This window comes from Clostridium sp. CAG:221, assembly GCA_000435835.1.
Lineage (GTDB): Bacteria > Bacillota > Clostridia > Clostridiales > Clostridiaceae > Clostridium.
Genome location: FR883416.1, coordinates 41,500 through 59,803 on the forward strand (window position 1 = coordinate 41,500; position 18,304 = coordinate 59,803).

Below are 18,304 nucleotides of genomic sequence, written 5' to 3' on the forward strand. Positions count from 1 at the left end.
AAATAATATAAAAATAGGATGAATTTTATAGCCGCCTCTTTTGTAAAAAAAAGTAAATAATGCTAAAGTTATATATATAATATTTTTATAGGTGGTAAATCATGAAAAAGGTTAAAATTTTACATTGTGCTGATATACACTTGGATAGCCCATTTAAAGAATTAAATAAAACTATCAGCTTAAAAAGTAAAGAAGAACTATTAGAAACTTTTAAGAAAGTAATAGATTTAGTACTATTGGAAAAAATTGAAATCTTACTTATTGCAGGAGATTTTTTTGATAATATGTCTCTAAGTAAAACAACAATAAATTTTATTATGAATGAGTTTTCCAGAATAAAAGATACTTTTATATTTATATCACCTGGAAATCATGATCCATATAACAGAAAATCATTTTATAAAATATTAACTTGGCCTGATAATGTATATATTTTTAAAGGTCCTATGGAAAGTGTGATAATTGAAAAATTAAACGTTATAGTATGGGGATGTGGTTTTAATGAAAAATATCATAAGAAAACTTTACTTAAAAACATAAAAGTCAATAAGCAATATATAAATATAGTAGTAATGCACGGACAAGTTTCTAGCGGTAATATTGCAAATGAGTATAATCCCATTTATCTAGAAGATATGAAAAATTCAGGAGCAAATTATATAGCATTAGGTCATGAACATGATTTTTCAGACATTTTAAAAGTTGGAGAAACTCACTATTGCTATTGTGGATGCCTTTCAGGAAGAGGATTTGATGAAAAAGGCCCAAAAGGTGTTGTTCTTGGTAATGTATATGAAAATAGCGTTGATTTAAAATTTGTACCATTATCCAAAAGAAAATATATAGTAAAAGAAATTTTTTTAAAAAATATTTCTACTTATGAAGATATAAAAAAACAAATATTATCTTCAATAAAGGAAAATGAACGAAAACAAAATATATATAAAATAATACTGAAGGGATATGTAGCTGAATATTTTATCATAAATGATTCCATACTTTATGAAAAATTAGAAAATGAATTTTATTATATTAAGCTTGAAAATAAAACTAATGTAGAAATAAATTTATCTGAAGGTTCCAAGGATTACTCATTAAAAGGCAAATATATCTTAGCTGTACTTGAAAAATTAAATCAATGTACAGATGATTATGAAAAAGAAATAGTAAGTTTAGCTTTAAAATTAGGGATACAATGCTTTACTGATGAAGAGGTGACTGTAGATGATAATTAAAAGTATCCATATAAATGCTTTTGGAGGCATAAAAAATTATCACCTGAAATTTATCAAAGGCATGAATCTTATTTATGGAGAAAATGAAGCAGGAAAAAGTACTATACAAAATTTTGTAAAAATATGGCTTTATGGTTTTTCAAATTATCATGGAAAAAATATCATATATAATGAACGTTTAAAATATACTCCTTTAAATGGTGAAAAAATAAATGGAGCTTTAACTTTTGAAATTGATAAAAGAGAATATACAATAATCAGAAGTTTTGGTAAAACAAAAAAAGATGATGAAATCAAAGTCATAGATTCTTTGACTGGAGAAGATTTAAGTGATATCTATGGTGATGAACCTGGTGAAAAAATACTTGCTGTCAATAGGTCAACCTTCATCAAAACCTTGTTTATTGGTCAATTGGCTGTAGAAATCAAAAGAGATAACGATGAAAAAATTTTTGACAAAATAATAAATTTTACAGCTAGCAATGATGATGAAGTAACGGTACAAAAGTCATTTGAAAAGATAAATCAATATATAAAATCCATAACAAATATAAGAAAAAACGGTAGTCTTGATGTGGCTAGGGAAAAAAGGGGATTATTAGAAATAGAAAAAATAGAATACTATAAAACACATGAAAATAATATGACCAAAGAAGAAAAACTCCTACTACTAAAAAAACATCAAAGTGTATTAAATAAAAAAGCTTCTAATCTATTGATGTATAAAAAATATCTCCAGATTGAAGAACTTAAAAATAAGTACGGCATATTTAAAAATAAAGAAATTCAATTTTATTCATATAAGGATAAAATCAATAAATTACAAAAGGAAATAAATAATTTGGAATATAAAAAACAACAGTTACAAAAAAATATAGATAACTCAATTATCATTGAAAATATGGATGATAATTTAAAAAATATTTTTGTAACCTATGAACATAAGCTTAATGAACTAAAAAATATTTATGCTGATACACAAGTTTTAAATTATAGAAAAAAATATATAGGCATTTTTCTCTTATTACTTAATGTTCTTATAATAATAAATTTCAAATACAAAATAATTATTATATCATTAGATTTCTGCATAGCTTTAGCTTATATTTACAATAAGTTTTTCAATGAAAAAAGCTTAAACTATAAGTTTTATAGACTTTCCAAAGAAATAAAAACCATAGAGAACAACCTAGATAATATGCAACAACTTTTTGGTGCAGAAGATTATGAAGATTTATTTAAAAAAATAAATATATACTACAAAAATAAAAATTATAAGAAAATTATTGAAGAAAAAATCAATGAAAAAAAAGAAGAAATCAAGTTATTACAAATGAAGCTTCAATTGGTAGGTAATATTGAAAGCCCTGAAGAAAAGATGTATTTAGAAAAGAAAATTAATGAAATAAAATCATCCCATAGCAACCTATGGGATGAACAAGTAATTAATAACTTTAAGAAAACAATAAATATGAATTCTGACTTTAATAAGCTTACCATTTTAGAAAAAAAAGAAAAAATAGAAAAAGAAATAGATACTAATAATATGAACCTCTTAAATTGTGAAAAGGAAATAATAACTTTAGAAAACAATATAAAAAGTTCTTTTTATGGTAAAAGATCATTAGCTGAAATAGAAGAAGATATCATAAATATTGATTACCAAATAGATGATTTTAAGAAAAAACTAAAAGCGGGTGAACTAGCTAGAGAAATGATGAAAAAATCCTATTTAGAAATAAGAGATGATTTTGGCCCTGAATTAAATGAAAAATTGTTAAAAAAATATAATGCAATTTGTAATAAAGAATATAATAATATTCTTGTTTCTGATGAATATGAAATGAATTTGATAAAAGATTCTTCTCTACTGGACTATAAACTTTTAAGCAATGGAGCAAAGGACCAACTTTTCTTAGCACTTAGATTATCATTTATTGAAATGATTTTTAATAAGAAGGATATTACTATATTTTTAGATGATGCATTTATTCAATATGATGATAACAAGCTAAAAAATGTATTAAACCTTTTATTAAAGGAAGACTATGGACAGCAGATAATTTTCACCTGTCAACATAGAGAAAAAAAAGTATTTGAAGATCTTACTGTAGACTTTAATTATATTGTATTAGATTAAATTTATTTATAAAAGAAGAAGATGCATTGCTGCATCTTCCCTTTTGTAATGATAAATCAATTTTTTGGTGGTTCATCCATTTCAGTTTCCATCCTTTCAAGGCATTGACCTTTTCTTGTGATTTCATACCGTTGTGGCTTATCTTAACCCACTTTCATATTGTTCTACCATTCTCTTAACCATTTCGCCACCAACGGAACCACATTGTCTTGAAGTTAAATCTCCATTATATTCTTTAAATGGCACTCCTAACTCCATTGCTACTTCGTTCTTGAATGCGTTTAAACCTTGTTTTGCTTCTGGAACTAATGCTTTATTTGACATTACAGATTCCTCCTTTGGCTACCGGTCTATATAAACAAGAGTATAAATAAAATCCTTCTTTGCGAATTTTATTTTTATCTCCTGTTTACACTATTATATTGCCCAGGCATCTTTATATTATGCATATAAAAATTTATAAAGAATAATATTTTTTTCCTAACAAAAAATAATACTGTTTATAAATATAATTTAGGAGGTTTAATATGAAAATTAAAACTATAAAATTCTGCAGTCTTTTTCTATACGTTTTACTAATTTTTCAATTAGTATCAGCCTTTCCAATATCCTTTAGCAATAAAAATGAAACTTTAATTGTGAAAGATAGTGATGCAATCACTGGACTTCCAAATCGTTTTAGAGATTTAACTAATTTAAATATTTCAGGTAGTGCACAATTTACACCTTCTCAAATAGAAAATATAAAAAACTCCATAAATAAACCTGATATATGCATAGTTGATTTAAGACAAGAATCTCATGGATTTATAAATGATTTAGCTATCAGCTTCTACAGCATTGGTAAAGATTTAAATAATGGATTTACCACAGAAGAAACCATTTCTACTGAAGATAAATTATTAAATTCCATTAAGCAAAATTCACAAATAAATATATATGATAAACTTGGTAAAGTTTTAACTAATATTACTGTTGATTCTGTTTCCACTGAAAATAATGCAATTAATAAAAATGGGTTAAAATATCAGCGTTTTGCTGTTAAGGATGGTGGAATTCCATCTACTACTGTAATAGATGATTTTGTAGATTTTATTAAAAATAAACCTGAAGGACAACATCTTCATTTCCATTGTGATGCAGGTGAGGGGCGAACTACTACTTTTATGGTATTATATCAAATTATGACTGATAACGGTAATTTATCTTTAGATCAAATTTTATGTTATCAATATAATATGGGTGGAATTACCTTGACTGATGATATAGATAGAGCTTATTTCCTAAATGCCTTTTATAATTATGTTGAAGAAAATAAAACTGACAACTATAGTATTAAATTTTCTCAATGGATTAAACAATGAAAATACGGAGCTGAAAAAATTCAGCTCCGTATTTTTTTAATTTTCTCTTGCAGCTAAAACAACTCTATGAATATGCATTGTTAAATATATTATCTCATCTTCATTAACTTCATAATTATAAGTATTTTCTATATATTCTTTTATCTTCAGTGCACATTTATAAGCTTCAGGATAGCTATTTTCAATAATCTTTGCAAAGATTTCATCACTAGTACTCTCATCTTTGCTATTAGTAATAATTCTCTTAGTGAAATATTTTAAATGAGTAAGCAATCTATCATAATTCAAATCATCCTCATTAAATTCTAATTGATAGTTTAATCTGATAATTTGTAAGATTTCCTTTATTATCTTAGTAGAAGTAATTGATTCAGTGGTATTTCTATTATATGCTGCATTAACAAAATGAAGTGCTATAAAGCCTGCTTCATCTTCTGGAAGATCTATTCCTAATCGTTCATTTAAATATTCAACAGCCCATAATGCCACTTTAAATTCTTTTTTATGTATTCTTCTAATTTCATTAAGTAAATCATTTTTTAAACTTATATTATTTTTAAACCTTTTTATAGCAAATGCTATATGATCTGATAATGAAATATATATTTGCTTGTCTAATTCTGTGTCTAATTCTTTAGATGCATAAGAAATTATTTCATCAGCAAGTTCAAAGACACCTTCAGGTATTTGATTGATAAGTTTTTTTATCTTATCACCTAGGGTCTTGTCTTCTACCATAAATCTTTTTTCAATTTTACTTTCGTCAATTTCTTGCCCTATTTTTTTACCAAAGGCTATTCCTTGCCCCATTAGAATTATTTCTTTCCTTGTCTTTGGTTCTATAGATACAACAACATTATTATTTAATACCTTTTCTACTATCATTGATTACCTCATATTCTACATAAAATATAAAAACCTAAACTAAGCTCATCTTAATTTAGGCATCTATATTATTTTATTATATACTATCATTACATAAAAACGTTGTCAACGTATAAGTAAACCTTTTATTTCAATTGTTTTACAGGTAATAAAATAGAAAATTCACTTCCTTTTCCCAGTTCGCTTTTTACTACTAGGTCTCCTTTATGTAATTCAATTATCTGTTTAGTTAGCATTAAGCCAATTCCGCTTCCACCAAATTCTTCACTTTTCTTATTATAAGCTTGTTCAAATCTATTAAAAATTTCATTTATATCTTTTTCAGATATGCCAATGCCAGAATCTATAATGGATATTTTAACCTTATCGTTTAAATCTGATATCCTAATAATTATCTTTCCCCCTTCCGGAGTAAACTTCATAGCATTTCCAATTAAGTTTATCAAGCATTTTTCAATATCATTTATATCACATTCTATAATTTTTTCTTCAATTTCCGGATCTATAATTAATTCTATTCCTTTAGCTTCAATATATTCCTTCATAGAAAGAGCTAAATCTTCTACAAAGAATACAATTTCATGCTCCATAATATCAATATTATACATCTCTTCTTGGATTTTAGATAGATCAATTATATCATTAATAAGTTTAAGTAGCCTTTTAGAATTTCCTCTTAAGATATCCATATAGTTATTTAATTTATCTTTATCTATATTTTCATTTCTTGAATTTAAATTAGTTATAAGTTGTTCTGTAGATAATATTATATTTAATGGAGTTCTAAGTTCATGAGATAAATTCATAAAGTAATTATTTTTATCGATTTCTTTTGAATCTCTTTGTTCTTTTAAATTATTATTTTTATAACTTAATATAATTATTATACAAGTTATAAGCATTAGCAATGATATAATTGAAATTATATTTGATGTTAACGTGCTTTCTTCTATGATAAAACTATACAAGTTAGTACTTAAAATAATAACCATTAATATACTAAGAATAATCAATAAAAATTGCTCTTTATTTTTCTTCATAATTATCATATACCCCTTTTTTATAAATTATATCAATTTATCTATTATTTTACAACATATACCTTAATTCTACCTTACTAACTAAAACTTTTATATAAATTTACAAAAAAAAAGTTAGTATAAATACTAACTTTTTTGTGGCAGGGGCAGTAGGATTTGAACCCACAACCAATGGTTTTGGAGACCACTACTCTACCGTTGAGCCATACCCCTTCGACAAAAGTTATTTTATCATAGTCCACAATAATATGTCAACAAGTTTTTTCATACAATAACAAAGTTTTTATTAATGATGAACTTAAATAATGATGAATGATGAATTGTGGAATAAACTCCTTTAAGGGAGTTTAGAAATATATATTTTTTAGAAACTCTATGAGTTTCAACCTTAATTCATCATTCGTAATTCATCATTCATCATTAAATAAATTTCCCTGAAATTTATTTAAGAGGCTGATTCTTCAATTATCTTTTTAAGAATGATTCCTTTTATAGCATCATAGCTTATATTGCTTGGAACCTCTTCCTTTATTGCCTTAAGTTTATTAAATCCAACATTATTAATGGCTTCCTTTACTACTATCTCATCTTCTTCATTAAATATTTCACTGAAGTCTATATTAAAATCTATGCTATTTCCTTCACTGATATATTTTTCAACATGAGAAATTATTGTGGAAAGAGTCAAGGCTCTTTCTCCTGCAACCTTTCTTAAACTACCACATCTCCTTAAGATATCCACTGTATTTATATATGATTTTTCTTTAATACTTTTTGTTCCATCTATATTATTTTTCTCTATCGATATATCTCCTTTTACTTTTGAAATCCATGTATGATTTATATTATTACAATTTATATAGCTTATTATTTTTTCAATAAATCTGTCTCCATACTTATCAAATTTTCTTTCACCAACACCACTAACCTCTAACATTTGTTCTTTATTTACAGGCATTCTTGAACTTAATTCTTTTAATGTACTATCTCCAAATACCATATATGGTGGCACATTTTCATCAACTGCAATTTCATGTCTTAACTTTCTTAATATTTCAAACAACTCATTATCAACTGTAAAGCTAGCTTTATTAATCTTATGTTCTCTAATCCACACAGTCCTTTGTCCTTTTACTATCTCTATGGAATTATTATTTAAGCTAACTACAGGATATTCTCCCCCATAATTTAAATATCCTAAAGCAATTAAGATATTAATAAACTCTGTAAGCTCATCCTTTGAATATTCCTTCATTATGCCATAAGTACTAACTTCATTTAATTTTAAATCTAATAGTTTTTTATTTTTTGAGCCACGTAAAACATCTACAAGCATTCCAACACCATATCCTCTTTTCACCCTATATACGCAAGATATAACCTTTTGAGCATCTATAGTCTTATCTTCCTTACGTTGCTCTGTATCGCAATTACTGCATTTATTACAGTTCTCTTCATAATTTTCTCCAAAATAATTAAGAATATATTTTCTATAACATTCTTGTGTATATATTAGGTTTACCATAGTCTGAAGCTTTGCATATTCGTTTTCTTTTCTAACGCCATTAGAAGTACCAATATCTATAATATATCTTTGTGTCTGTACATCAGAAGGTGAGAAAAGCATTATACATTCACTTTCCTCGCCATCCCTACCAGCTCTTCCTATTTCCTGATAATATCCTTCCAAACTTTTTGGCATATTATAATGTATTACATATCTAATATCAGGTTTATCTATTCCCATTCCAAAAGCATTAGTAGCTACCATCACATCAGCCTTATCATAAATAAATCTTTCCTGTGCCTCTTTACGCTCTTCATCATTTAATCCAGCATGATATCTTTCAGCTTTTATATTATTTGCTATAAGCATTTCATATACCATATCTACATCTTTTCTTGTGGCGCAATAAACTATTCCACTTGCACCATCGCTACTACTTATGTAATTTAAAATATACTGTTTCTTTATTACAGCTTTTTCTATGGTTATTTTTAAGTTCTTTCTATCAAACCCTGTAATAAAAACTTTCGGTTCATTAAGCTTTAATAAGTTTATGATATCTCTTCTAACTTCTTCAGTTGCAGTAGCTGTAAAAGCTGTTATTATTGGTCTATCCACTAATAAATCAATAAATCTACTTATTCTCCTATAGCTACTTCTAAAATCATGTCCCCATTGTGATATACAATGTGCTTCATCTATGGCAATTTGTGCTACTTTTACTCTTGTTATAAAATTTAAGAACTCAGTTAATTCCAATCTTTCTGGTGCAACATAAAGAATTTTTACCTCATCTTCAATTACATCATTTAATATACTATTAATTTCACTATCACTTAAAGTTGAATTTATATACGCACTTTTAATGCCCATATTCTTAATATTATCAACTTGATCTTTCATCAATGATATTAAGGGAGAGATTATAATAGTGAGTCCCTCTAATATAAGTGCAGGAATCTGATAACATATAGACTTTCCTCCACCTGTTGGCATAATTGTTACCACATCTTTACCCTCTAAAATATATGTGATGATTTCTTCTTGCTTTTCTCTAAATGAATCATATCCATAATACTCTTTAAGGACTTGTCGTGCTCTATTTATCATCTAATCACTCCTCACTTTTCTTTTTTATTTAAAAGTATTAACATTCTTTATCATTCTATTCAAACATTTGTTCTTTTATTACTTTTCTAAGCATTAACATGAATAATACTTGCTAAAACAATAATATTATCATGTTAATGCAGACTTAATATAAAATATCAAGTATTTTTATTTTCTTATATAATCAATTATACATATAAAACTTGCCCTACATATATTAAATTTGGATCACTTATATTATTTAAAGTAACCAAATTTGCTACTGTTGTACCAAATTTTGCTGCTATATAGCTTAAAGTATCGCCTGCCTGAACTGTATAAGTCCTACTGCTGTTTCCTGATGATGGTATCTTTAAAACTTGCCCTACATATATTAAATTTGGATCACTTATATTATTTAATGATACTAAATTAGCTACTGTTGTACCAAATCTTGCTGCTATGCCGCTTAAAGTATCTCCAGCTTGCACTACATAAGTTATTCCTGAACCTGAGCCTGAAGAAGACTTATCTGAAAAATATAATATTTGCCCTACTGTTATTAAGTTAGGATTAGAAATGTTATTCCATCTTACAAGCTGATCTACTGTAACGCCAAAATCATTGGCAATGGCACTTAAAGTATCCCCACTCTTCACTGTATAAGTTCCATCTGCATTCTTTGTTCTTCCTACTGGTGCTGGACTTACTCCGCCTGTACTTCCTCCACCTGTATTTCCTCCGCTGCTTGGAGTTCCAATAAACATTCCATCATAAAAATTATTTAAATCTACATATCCATTTATACCAGGAATTATTCCTTGATCTGAATATTGATGTCCTACAAATCCAGTCCAAATTCCTCTTAATGTTGGAGTTGATACATAATAATATGCAACCCAAAGTCCATAATTTAAAAGATTTATATCTGTAAGGTTATCTCCTGCAAAATATGCTCCTGAATATATTACACAATCTAAACCTAAAACTTGCTTTACTCTATTAATAAATAATAAAACCTGATTATTTATATCTGCTACTGGTACTTCAACATCAATTACAGGTTTTATGGTCATTCTATCTTTATATCTATTTATTACACTACAAAAATAATCTGCTTCTGCTATTCCCTGTCCTCTGAAAAAATGATAAAATCCAACTTTTAGACCTGCATTTAGTGCTCCAGAAGCTTGACTATCAAAATACATATTTGTATACATAGTACTTTCAGTAGCTTTCACAATACATATTTCAATTCCACTATTTCTTACAGCTGAAAAATCAATATTGTACCCTTGATAGCTAGAAATATCAATCCCTTTATAACTACTCACGTTTTCATCCTCCTTGCTTTTTATATAAGAATACTTCTTTCCTCTTATATAATATTTACATAAAGGTTGAAATGTTAAAAAATAGTAATTATTTTTATATAAATATATATTTTTATACATAAAAAAAACTAGCAAGTAATACTTGCTAGTTTTACTGGCAGGGGATTTACAAAAAAAAAGTTAGTATAAATACTAACTTTTTTGTGGCAGGGGCAGTAGGATTTGAACCCACAACCAATGGTTTTGGAGACCACTACTCTACCGTTGAGCCATACCCCTAAGTACAGTGTATATTATATAATAAAATATTACAAAAAGCAATATTTTTATTCTAATTTATTATAATTCTTTTCTTTTTTATATATTTTGGATAGAATATAAATTAGAGAAATATTAGCTTAATTAATATAATTACGCTTTATTGTTGAAAGGAGAGGAAAGATGATTTTTTCTGTTAGTAATATAGAAGAAACTACTTCCATAGGTTATGAACTTGGAAAATTACTTAATGCTGGAGATATTATCTGTCTAACTGGTGATTTAGGTACTGGTAAAACTCATATAACAAAAGGAATTGCTAAAGGCCTTGGCATTGATGAATACATAACAAGTCCAACATTTACAATTGTTAACGAATACGATTCTGGAAGATTAAAATTAAATCACTTTGATGTTTACAGAGTTTCAGACCCTGATGAAATATATGCTATTGGTTTTGATGATTATATATTTTCAGATGCAGTTTCAATAATTGAATGGGCCAACTATATAGAAGATATTCTACCAAAGGAATATTTACATATTCATATTGAAAAAAATCTTGATAATGGAGAAAATTTCAGAACCATTACATTAACACCATATGGTGAAAGATACAATTACATAAAGGAGTTAAAAATATGATAGTTTTAAGCATGGACTCTTCATCTTTAGTTACTACAGTTGCACTACTTAAAGATGAACATTTATTAGGTGAATTCACCTTAAACTTTAAAAGAGAGCATTCTGTAATCCTTATGGAAAAGATAGAAATGCTGCTTAAGGACTGTAATATAGATATTAGCGAAGTGGACGGCTTTGTTGTTTCTAAAGGACCTGGTTCATTTACAGGCCTTAGAATTGGAATGGCTACAGTAAAAGGATTAAGCATGGGCTCAAACAAACCATATCTAAGCATTTCTAGTTTAGATGCACTGGCTTATTCGTTAGTTAATTTTGATGGTATAATATGTCCTATAATGGACGCATTAAGAGATAGCGTATTTACATGCATGTATAAATCTTCTAATGGAGAACTTTCAAAAATAATAGACTATAGTGCTCTTTCTTTAGATGAACTAGTAGAAGTATTACAACAAAAAGATGAACCTGTAATCTTTACTGGTGATGGAGTATATAAGTATAAAGAATATTTATTAGAAAAGCTTCCTAACGCCAAGTTTGCACCTAACCATTTAAGTGTTGTAAGAGCTTCAGCTCTAGGCGAACTAGGAATGGAACTTTTAAGAAAAGGCCAATATGATGATATGAATTCTTCACCTTTATATCTTAAGAAGCCTCAAGCCGAAAGAGAATTAGAACAAAGGATGAAAATGCAAAATGGCCATATTGTATAAGCCAATGGATTCATCCCATGTAGAAGGAGTTTTTGAATTAAGCAAAAACTCCTTTCATATTCCTTGGAGCTTAGAATCTATACAGCAAGAGCTTACTAATAACCTTGCTAGATACATTGTTGCTATGGATTCAGATAGCAATAAAGTTATAGGTTTTGCTGGAATGTGGATTATTGCTGGTGAAGGCAATATTACAAACATAGCAGTTGATGCTGATTTTAAACGTGTTGGCATTGGCTATAATCTATTATCAGCCTTATTTGATATCTGTAAAAAAGAAAATTGTCCTGATATCACTCTTGAAGTAAGAGTATCTAATATTGCTGCTCAAAAGCTTTATGAGAAAGCAGGATTTATTAATGAAGGCATACGAAAAAAATATTATGAAGATAATGGCGAAGATGCTATGATTATGTGGAAAAGAAACATTATATAATTTAAATTATTATTCATTTTTAATTCATATTACCTCCTTTAAACGTATATTATAGTTAATAAAGTATATTAAGTGGAGGTATTTATATGGAAAGTAATGCTGGATCTACTCTTTTGCCTATTATTAAAATTATAAATAATACTAGAACAGAACTTGCTAATATAGTATTATCATACGAAGGCCTTGATGACTCTTCAATAAAAATTAACACTTTAAATAGTAATTCAGAAATTATAACAACTATAAGTACAGCATTTGTTAAAGATAATGTGAACCTTATACTAAGCTATGATCATGAAAATATTCATGAAGAAAAAATAGTTTATCATAATTTCATTGCCGATTCATTAATTAAACTGACTTTGGAAATCAACGATGTAAATGGTGAACATAATATAGTAACTATAATAGAAAAAGATCCTGTTGATAATCCAATAGAATTGATAAAAGTAAAAAAAACAACTACTCATAAATTTATTATAATTGCAGGTATAGCCACTTTAAGCGCTCTTGGCTTATATACTATTAAAAAAAAGAGAAATACTAAATGAAAATCTTTAATGGTAGCCATGATATAAGTTCACTATGTAAAACAACTTCTTCAGTACAATAATTTCTATATTATTGTATAGAAGAAGTTGTTTTTTTATTATGCTATATTTCTTTTATTTGTTAATCCTGAATCAACCTTAAATATAGGTATTGATAATCTTTTATATAATATAAATGTGCCAATACACACTATAAACGCCTTTATACCGTTAAATGGTACAAGTCCAACAAAAACATATTTTGTTAAATCAACTTCTATTCCATAGGCTGGAAGTAGAAAATATATATTAGCGATAATTCCCATAAGTTGCATCACTAATGCACCAACTACCATCCCTGTAATAGCAGATTTCTTGCTTTTATTTCTATTATATAGCCATGCAGCAGGCATTACTAAAGCAACCCCTACTAAGATATTAGCAATTTCACCTACACCAAAAGTTGCACTTCCTTTAAGTAAAAATCTCAAAATAACTTTTAATACTACAATGATTCCACCAACAATTGGCCCATAAGCAAAGCCGCCTATTAATGCTGGAACTTCACTAAAATCAATCTTTAACCACGGAAATATCGGTACAATTGGAAAATCAAAATACATAAGTACTACTGCAATTGCCACTAATAAGGATATTTTAATGCTTTTGTTTAAATCTTTTCTTTTATTCATTTTTACTCCCTCTTTATCTCTCAGTGGAGGTATAAGTTTTGTTTCATTTATATTTTTCTTTGCTTACAGCTTTTTATACTTAAAATTAATTCTTAGGTGCAAAATATATTGCTGTAATAAAAAGTCCTGATGCTATAAAACATCAGGACGTAACTCACTTATTTTAAATATAAATAAAACTTACTTATTTCCTTCTTTCATCCAGACTATACTGTCGGCTTCGGAATCACACCGAATCATGCTATTTCTAGCTCGTGGGCTATAACCACCGGTGGGGAATTTCACCCCGCCCTGAAGATATTTTTATTATACTTATATTATAAATATATTATTAATTTAATTCAATATATAAATTGTATTTTTATTCATTTATATCTTTCATGGTAAGAGAAATTCTTTTTCTCTTTTCATCAACTTCCATTATTGCTACCTTAACAACATCTCCAACTTTAACAATATCTAATGGATGTTTTACAAATTTATTTGCCATTTGACTTTTATGAACTAATCCATCTTGATGTACTCCAATATCAACAAAAGCTCCAAAGTCAGATACATTTCTTACAGTACCCATTAATACCATTCCTGGAGTTAAGTCTTTTAAATCTATAACGCCTGTTTTTAATATAGGCTTTGGCATATCTTCTCTCGGATCTCTTCCAGGCTTTTGAAGTTCCTTTATAATATCCTTAAGAGTAAGCTCCCCTACTTCTAATTCTTGAGCTAAATTATTTAATCCTTTAACAGTAACTCTTTCTTCAATATCATTTAATTTTCTATTCGATAAATCTTCTGTAGAATACCCTAATACCTCCATAAGCTTTTTAGCTATACTATAAGATTCAGGATGAACAGAAGTATTATCAAGAAGCTCCTTACTTTCCATTACTCTTAAGAAACCAGCACATTGCTCATATGCTTTTTGACCTAATCTCTTAACTTTTAATAGTTCTTTTCTGCTGCTAAATCCACCTACTTCATCTCGATAAGCTACTATATTATTAGCAATGGATATATTTATCCCTGCAACATAAGTTAGCAATGAAGGTGTTGCTGTATTTAAATCTACCCCCACTTTATTTACTGAATCTTCAACTACTCCACTTAATGATTCATCTAATTTTTTAGGAGTTACATCATGTTGATATTGACCTACTCCAATAGCCTTTGGTTCTATCTTTACTAGTTCTGCCATAGGGTCTTGTAATCTTCTTCCTATAGAAATGGCTCCTCTTATAGTAACATCTAAATCTGGATATTCTTTTGCAGCTAATTCTGAAGCAGAATATACTGAAGCTCCTGCTTCTGATACTATTACATAAGCTAGCTCCTTACCTGTTTCATTTTTTATTTCGCTTATTATTTCAGCTATCACTTCTTCTGATTCTCTTGAAGCAGTGCCATTTCCTAAAGAAATTACATCTACGTTATATTTATTTATCATTTCCTTTAGGGTTTTCTTAGTTCCTTCTACATCCTTTTTAGGAACTGTAGGATATACTGTTGCTTTATCTAAAAATCTTCCTGTGGCATCTAATACTGCAACTTTACATCCTGTTCTGAATCCTGGGTCGTATCCCATAACTACTTTACCTTTAATTGGTGGTTGCATAAGAAGTGCTTTTAAATTTTCCTTAAATATTAATATTGCTCCTTCTTCTCCTTTATCAGTAAGCTCACTTCTAACTTCTCTTTCAATTGATGGGAATATCAATCTCTTATATGAATCCTTAATTGCTATCTTTAAATATTCATTTGTTATAGAATTCTGTTTAAGTATCTTGCTTTCTATATAGCTTATTATCTTGTCATCATTAACAGAAATCTTTACAGATAATATCTTTTCCTTTTCTCCTCTATTGATTGCTAGTATTCTATGGGCAGGTATCTTAAATACTTCCTCACTATAATCATAATACATTTCATATGGAGTGCTTTCTTCACTTGATCCTTTAGTTTCAATCTTTCCTTCCCTGAATACTATATTTCTAATATACTTTCTAAGAGCTGCATCATCAGATATTCCTTCAGCTATTATGTCTAGTGCTCCATTTATTGCATCTTCAATACTATTTACAGACTTTTCTTCATTAATAAATGCTTCTGCTTGTTTTTCTACTGTGCCCTTAAAATTCCCCTCCAAAATAATATCAGCCAGAGGCTTTAATCCTTTTTCTAATGCAATAGTTGCTCTTGTTCTCTTTTTAGGCTTGAAAGGTCTATATATGTCTTCAACTTCAGTAAGAGATTCAGCTTTTTCTAATGATTTTACTATTTCCTCAGTAAGTTTTCCTTGTTCATCAATTAATCTTAATACATCTTCTTTTCTGTCCTTTAGATTTCTTAAGTATGTTAGTCTTTCAAAAAACTTTCTTAATATGTCATCACTTAAAGCTCCAGTTTGCTCTTTTCTATATCTAGCTATAAAAGGTACTGTATTTCCTTCATCTAATAATTTAATTACATTTTGTACCTGCACTAATTTTATTCCTAATTCTTTTACTAATCTCTCTTCAATATTTACCATTGTTCTCTCCTGTAAAAATATTTTTCTCAATACCTCTATTATAATATTTTTATTTTATTTTTACACTATTGATATTATGTTGTATTGGCTTTATAATTAAATTGTAAATTTTTACCAATAAGAGGTGGTTCTTTGCGTTCCATATTTAATAAATTCATTAATGTAATGCTTATTCTTTTACTTCTTATTTTAATTTTAAACAGATACTATGTTATTGAATTCAACGTTACTTTAAGAAATATATTTATATACCTTTCCTTAATAATAATATTGTTAACTTCAATTAAAGAAGCCTTGGAAGGATCAGGATTTAATAAATTTCTTGGCATAACAATTATACTTTGTGCTATTGTTGGCGGTATTCTTACTGTTATGAACGGTAAGCTAAACCTTTTTGTTTTTCTCTGCCTTTTATTTTCTTTAGTTCATAGTTTTCTTGAACTGGTATATTCAAAATAATAAATATTTATTATGGTATTCATATTACTCTGCCTCAATTAATAATATTAAGTATATATTATTAGCTGAGGTATTTTTTTATGAAAAAAAAGATCTTTTATTTTTCAACCTTATTTATTACTATTCTTTGCTTGTTTATATGTATTGCCTTAAATGATCACATATATAATTTCAATGCTGAAAATGTTGTAAAAAACATAAAATATTTATCTTCCTCATCCTTTGAAGGAAGACGCTCTGGTAGTGAGGAAAATATTTTAACTAGTGAAATAATAAAGAATAAATTTAAAGATTTAAAATTAAGTCCCTATAAAAATAGTTATACTGAAGAATTTATTACTACTTGTCCTGTAAAAACTGATGAAACAGTTTATTTTAAGATTTTTAATGATAATGAAAGTGAATATTTAAAATATGGAGAAGATTATAAAGAAGACATGATTAATTTCAAATCTAACTCCTTTACTTTTTCTAATAAAGATAAAATAAATATCTTTTCTACCTCTATTGAAGTATCTAATGATGAAGGAACATTATTGTTCTATTTGGCTCAAAATGATGATTTATCCTTTAGAAGCTCTTTTATGTGTGAACTACGCTTTGATTTAGTAATTGCTCTATCTTCTAATGGCTATAATAAAATAATTGATGCTTTAAAAGCTGGAAAGACCTTAAATGTTTATATTCCTTTTAAAAATGAAGCTAAAAAATTAGTTAATATCCAAGGAATTATTGAAGGATCTGACCCATCACTAGCTCCATTACTTCTTACAGCACACTTTGATCATTTAGGAAGTGATTCACAAAATAACATTTATTACGGTGCTTTAGACAATGCTTCCGGTACTTCATTTTTATTGGAACTTGCTAATACTTTATCCACCTTAGGCAAACCTAAACGTTCCATAATCTTTGTTGCTTTAAACGCCGAAGAGCTTGGACTTAAAGGTTCCAGCTTTTTTGCTGAGAACAATTACTTTGATATTAAAAATTCAAAAGTAATTAATTTTGATATGATAGGTGTTGAAAATTGTCCTATTACTTTTATTCAAGGCGTAGGATTCAAAGATAATTCTTCTAATATATTAAATTCCCTTTCTAATATCTGCTTAAATGATTCTGTAGACTATCTAGTGGAATATGAAAATTCTAGTGATCATGCAAGCTTCAATGAATTAGGAATTGATGCATTAACAATATGCCATAGTGATAAATCACATATCCATACACCAACTGATACTGTAGACTATATTGATTCTAATGCTATAAACACAGTATATAAAGTAGTTAATAAAGAAATTAAAAAAGATTGCTACAGCACTGTAACAACCTTTATATATAGTAGAAAATCTATTAATTTATTTTTAATTATACTTTTAACACTTATTATTATTGGCATACTAAATACAAAACCTTTTAAAAAAGCTAAATAGCTTTTTTAAATTATGAA

15 protein-coding genes, 2 tRNA genes and 1 riboswitch are annotated in these 18,304 nt (G+C 27.5%); of the genes, 8 read left to right on the forward strand and 9 right to left on the reverse strand.

The window, feature by feature from the left end:
• Positions 1 to 101: 101 nt before the first annotated feature.
• Positions 102 to 1,235 carry a DNA repair exonuclease gene (locus Q5O44_RS11285; RefSeq protein ID WP_022168531.1) on the forward strand — a complete coding sequence of 378 codons (1,134 nt, stop codon included), beginning with the start codon at positions 102 to 104 and terminating at the stop codon, positions 1,233 to 1,235.
• Positions 1,225 to 3,375 carry an ATP-binding protein gene (locus Q5O44_RS11290; RefSeq protein WP_022168532.1) on the forward strand — a complete coding sequence of 717 codons (2,151 nt, stop codon included), beginning with the start codon at positions 1,225 to 1,227 and terminating at the stop codon, positions 3,373 to 3,375. The genes Q5O44_RS11285 and Q5O44_RS11290 overlap by 11 nt, the downstream gene beginning before the upstream one ends.
• Positions 3,376 to 3,513: 138 nt before the next feature.
• Here Q5O44_RS11290 and Q5O44_RS11295 read toward each other — a convergent pair whose 3' ends face one another.
• On the reverse strand, positions 3,514 to 3,699 hold the full coding sequence (locus Q5O44_RS11295; protein ID WP_022168533.1) for an alpha/beta-type small acid-soluble spore protein: 186 nt from the start codon (positions 3,697 to 3,699) through the stop codon (positions 3,514 to 3,516).
• Between the two features lie 203 nt (positions 3,700 to 3,902).
• Here Q5O44_RS11295 and Q5O44_RS11300 point away from each other — a divergent pair, with 203 nt between their 5' ends.
• Entirely contained in the window at positions 3,903 to 4,739 is an 837-nt protein-coding gene (locus tag Q5O44_RS11300; RefSeq protein ID WP_022168534.1) for a dual specificity protein phosphatase, read from the forward strand.
• Positions 4,740 to 4,775: 36 nt separating this feature from the next.
• On the opposite strand, the gene licT is transcribed toward Q5O44_RS11300, so the two are convergent.
• The 6 genes from licT to Q5O44_RS11330 all read right to left on the reverse strand — a co-directional run bounded on the left by licT (position 4,776) and on the right by Q5O44_RS11330 (position 10,873).
• Positions 4,776 to 5,624, reverse strand: a complete 849-nt coding sequence (gene licT / locus Q5O44_RS11305) for a BglG family transcription antiterminator LicT (protein ID WP_022168535.1) — start codon at positions 5,622 to 5,624, stop codon at positions 4,776 to 4,778.
• Positions 5,625 to 5,749: 125 nt separating this feature from the next.
• Positions 5,750 to 6,664, reverse strand: a complete 915-nt coding sequence (locus Q5O44_RS11310) for a sensor histidine kinase KdpD (protein ID WP_243166632.1) — start codon at positions 6,662 to 6,664, stop codon at positions 5,750 to 5,752.
• Between the two features lie 138 nt (positions 6,665 to 6,802).
• Positions 6,803 to 6,877: transfer RNA gene (locus Q5O44_RS11315), tRNA-Trp, on the reverse strand.
• Between the two features lie 232 nt (positions 6,878 to 7,109).
• On the reverse strand, positions 7,110 to 9,278 hold the full coding sequence (recQ, locus tag Q5O44_RS11320) for a DNA helicase RecQ (protein WP_302637901.1): 2,169 nt from the start codon (positions 9,276 to 9,278) through the stop codon (positions 7,110 to 7,112).
• 191 nt (positions 9,279 to 9,469) lie between these two features.
• On the reverse strand, positions 9,470 to 10,594 hold the full coding sequence (locus tag Q5O44_RS11325) for a LysM peptidoglycan-binding domain-containing protein (protein ID WP_022168538.1): 1,125 nt from the start codon (positions 10,592 to 10,594) through the stop codon (positions 9,470 to 9,472).
• A gap of 204 nt (positions 10,595 to 10,798) precedes the next feature.
• Positions 10,799 to 10,873, reverse strand: a tRNA-Trp gene (locus Q5O44_RS11330).
• Between the two features lie 162 nt (positions 10,874 to 11,035).
• On the opposite strand from Q5O44_RS11330, the gene tsaE reads away from it, so the two are divergent.
• The 4 genes from tsaE to Q5O44_RS11350 all read left to right on the forward strand — a co-directional run bounded on the left by tsaE (position 11,036) and on the right by Q5O44_RS11350 (position 13,197).
• Positions 11,036 to 11,497 (forward strand): tRNA (adenosine(37)-N6)-threonylcarbamoyltransferase complex ATPase subunit type 1 TsaE, encoded by a 462-nt coding sequence (tsaE, locus tag Q5O44_RS11335; protein WP_022168539.1) that lies wholly within the window; start codon positions 11,036 to 11,038, stop codon positions 11,495 to 11,497.
• Positions 11,494 to 12,210, forward strand: coding sequence for a tRNA (adenosine(37)-N6)-threonylcarbamoyltransferase complex dimerization subunit type 1 TsaB (gene tsaB, locus Q5O44_RS11340; protein WP_022168540.1), 717 nt, complete (start codon positions 11,494 to 11,496; stop codon positions 12,208 to 12,210). Before tsaE ends, tsaB begins: the two co-directional genes overlap by 4 nt.
• Positions 12,194 to 12,646, forward strand: coding sequence for a ribosomal protein S18-alanine N-acetyltransferase (gene rimI / locus Q5O44_RS11345; RefSeq protein ID WP_022168541.1), 453 nt, complete (start codon positions 12,194 to 12,196; stop codon positions 12,644 to 12,646). The genes tsaB and rimI overlap by 17 nt, the downstream gene beginning before the upstream one ends.
• Before the next feature lie 86 nt (positions 12,647 to 12,732).
• Positions 12,733 to 13,197: an LPXTG cell wall anchor domain-containing protein gene (locus Q5O44_RS11350; protein ID WP_022168542.1), complete on the forward strand. Its 465-nt coding sequence runs from the start codon at positions 12,733 to 12,735 to the stop codon at positions 13,195 to 13,197.
• A gap of 98 nt (positions 13,198 to 13,295) precedes the next feature.
• Here Q5O44_RS11350 and Q5O44_RS11355 read toward each other — a convergent pair whose 3' ends face one another.
• Both Q5O44_RS11355 and Q5O44_RS11360 read right to left on the reverse strand, forming a co-directional pair.
• Positions 13,296 to 13,868 (reverse strand): ECF transporter S component, encoded by a 573-nt coding sequence (locus Q5O44_RS11355; RefSeq protein WP_022168543.1) that lies wholly within the window; start codon positions 13,866 to 13,868, stop codon positions 13,296 to 13,298.
• 185 nt (positions 13,869 to 14,053) lie between these two features.
• Positions 14,054 to 14,171: riboswitch (FMN riboswitch) on the reverse strand.
• Positions 14,172 to 14,229: 58 nt separating this feature from the next.
• Positions 14,230 to 16,395, reverse strand: coding sequence for a Tex family protein (locus Q5O44_RS11360; protein WP_022168544.1), 2,166 nt, complete (start codon positions 16,393 to 16,395; stop codon positions 14,230 to 14,232).
• Between the two features lie 539 nt (positions 16,396 to 16,934).
• Here Q5O44_RS11360 and Q5O44_RS11365 point away from each other — a divergent pair.
• The gene (locus Q5O44_RS11365) at positions 16,935 to 18,287 is read left to right on the forward strand and encodes a M28 family metallopeptidase (protein ID WP_022168546.1); all 1,353 of its coding nucleotides are present in this window, start codon (positions 16,935 to 16,937) and stop codon (positions 18,285 to 18,287) included.
• Positions 18,288 to 18,304: the final 17 nt, after the last annotated feature.

Bases quoted from the DNA above. Each gene is read 5' to 3' on its own strand.
- Q5O44_RS11360 (WP_022168544.1), bottom strand. From the start codon at position 16,395: ATGGTAAATATTGAAGAGAGATTAGTAAAAGAATTAGGAATAAAATTA.
- licT (WP_022168535.1), bottom strand. From the start codon at position 5,624: ATGATAGTAGAAAAGGTATTAAATAATAATGTTGTTGTATCTATAGAA.
- Q5O44_RS11355 (WP_022168543.1), bottom strand. From the start codon at position 13,868: ATGAATAAAAGAAAAGATTTAAACAAAAGCATTAAAATATCCTTATTA.
- Q5O44_RS11295 (WP_022168533.1), bottom strand. From the start codon at position 3,699: ATGTCAAATAAAGCATTAGTTCCAGAAGCAAAACAAGGTTTAAACGCA.
- Q5O44_RS11350 (WP_022168542.1), top strand. From the start codon at position 12,733: ATGGAAAGTAATGCTGGATCTACTCTTTTGCCTATTATTAAAATTATA.
- tsaB (WP_022168540.1), top strand. From the start codon at position 11,494: ATGATAGTTTTAAGCATGGACTCTTCATCTTTAGTTACTACAGTTGCA.
- Q5O44_RS11300 (WP_022168534.1), top strand. From the start codon at position 3,903: ATGAAAATTAAAACTATAAAATTCTGCAGTCTTTTTCTATACGTTTTA.
- Q5O44_RS11365 (WP_022168546.1), top strand. From the start codon at position 16,935: ATGAAAAAAAAGATCTTTTATTTTTCAACCTTATTTATTACTATTCTT.
- Q5O44_RS11290 (WP_022168532.1), top strand. From the start codon at position 1,225: ATGATAATTAAAAGTATCCATATAAATGCTTTTGGAGGCATAAAAAAT.
- rimI (WP_022168541.1), top strand. From the start codon at position 12,194: ATGGCCATATTGTATAAGCCAATGGATTCATCCCATGTAGAAGGAGTT.
- Q5O44_RS11310 (WP_243166632.1), bottom strand. From the start codon at position 6,664: ATGAAGAAAAATAAAGAGCAATTTTTATTGATTATTCTTAGTATATTA.
- Q5O44_RS11285 (WP_022168531.1), top strand. From the start codon at position 102: ATGAAAAAGGTTAAAATTTTACATTGTGCTGATATACACTTGGATAGC.
- tsaE (WP_022168539.1), top strand. From the start codon at position 11,036: ATGATTTTTTCTGTTAGTAATATAGAAGAAACTACTTCCATAGGTTAT.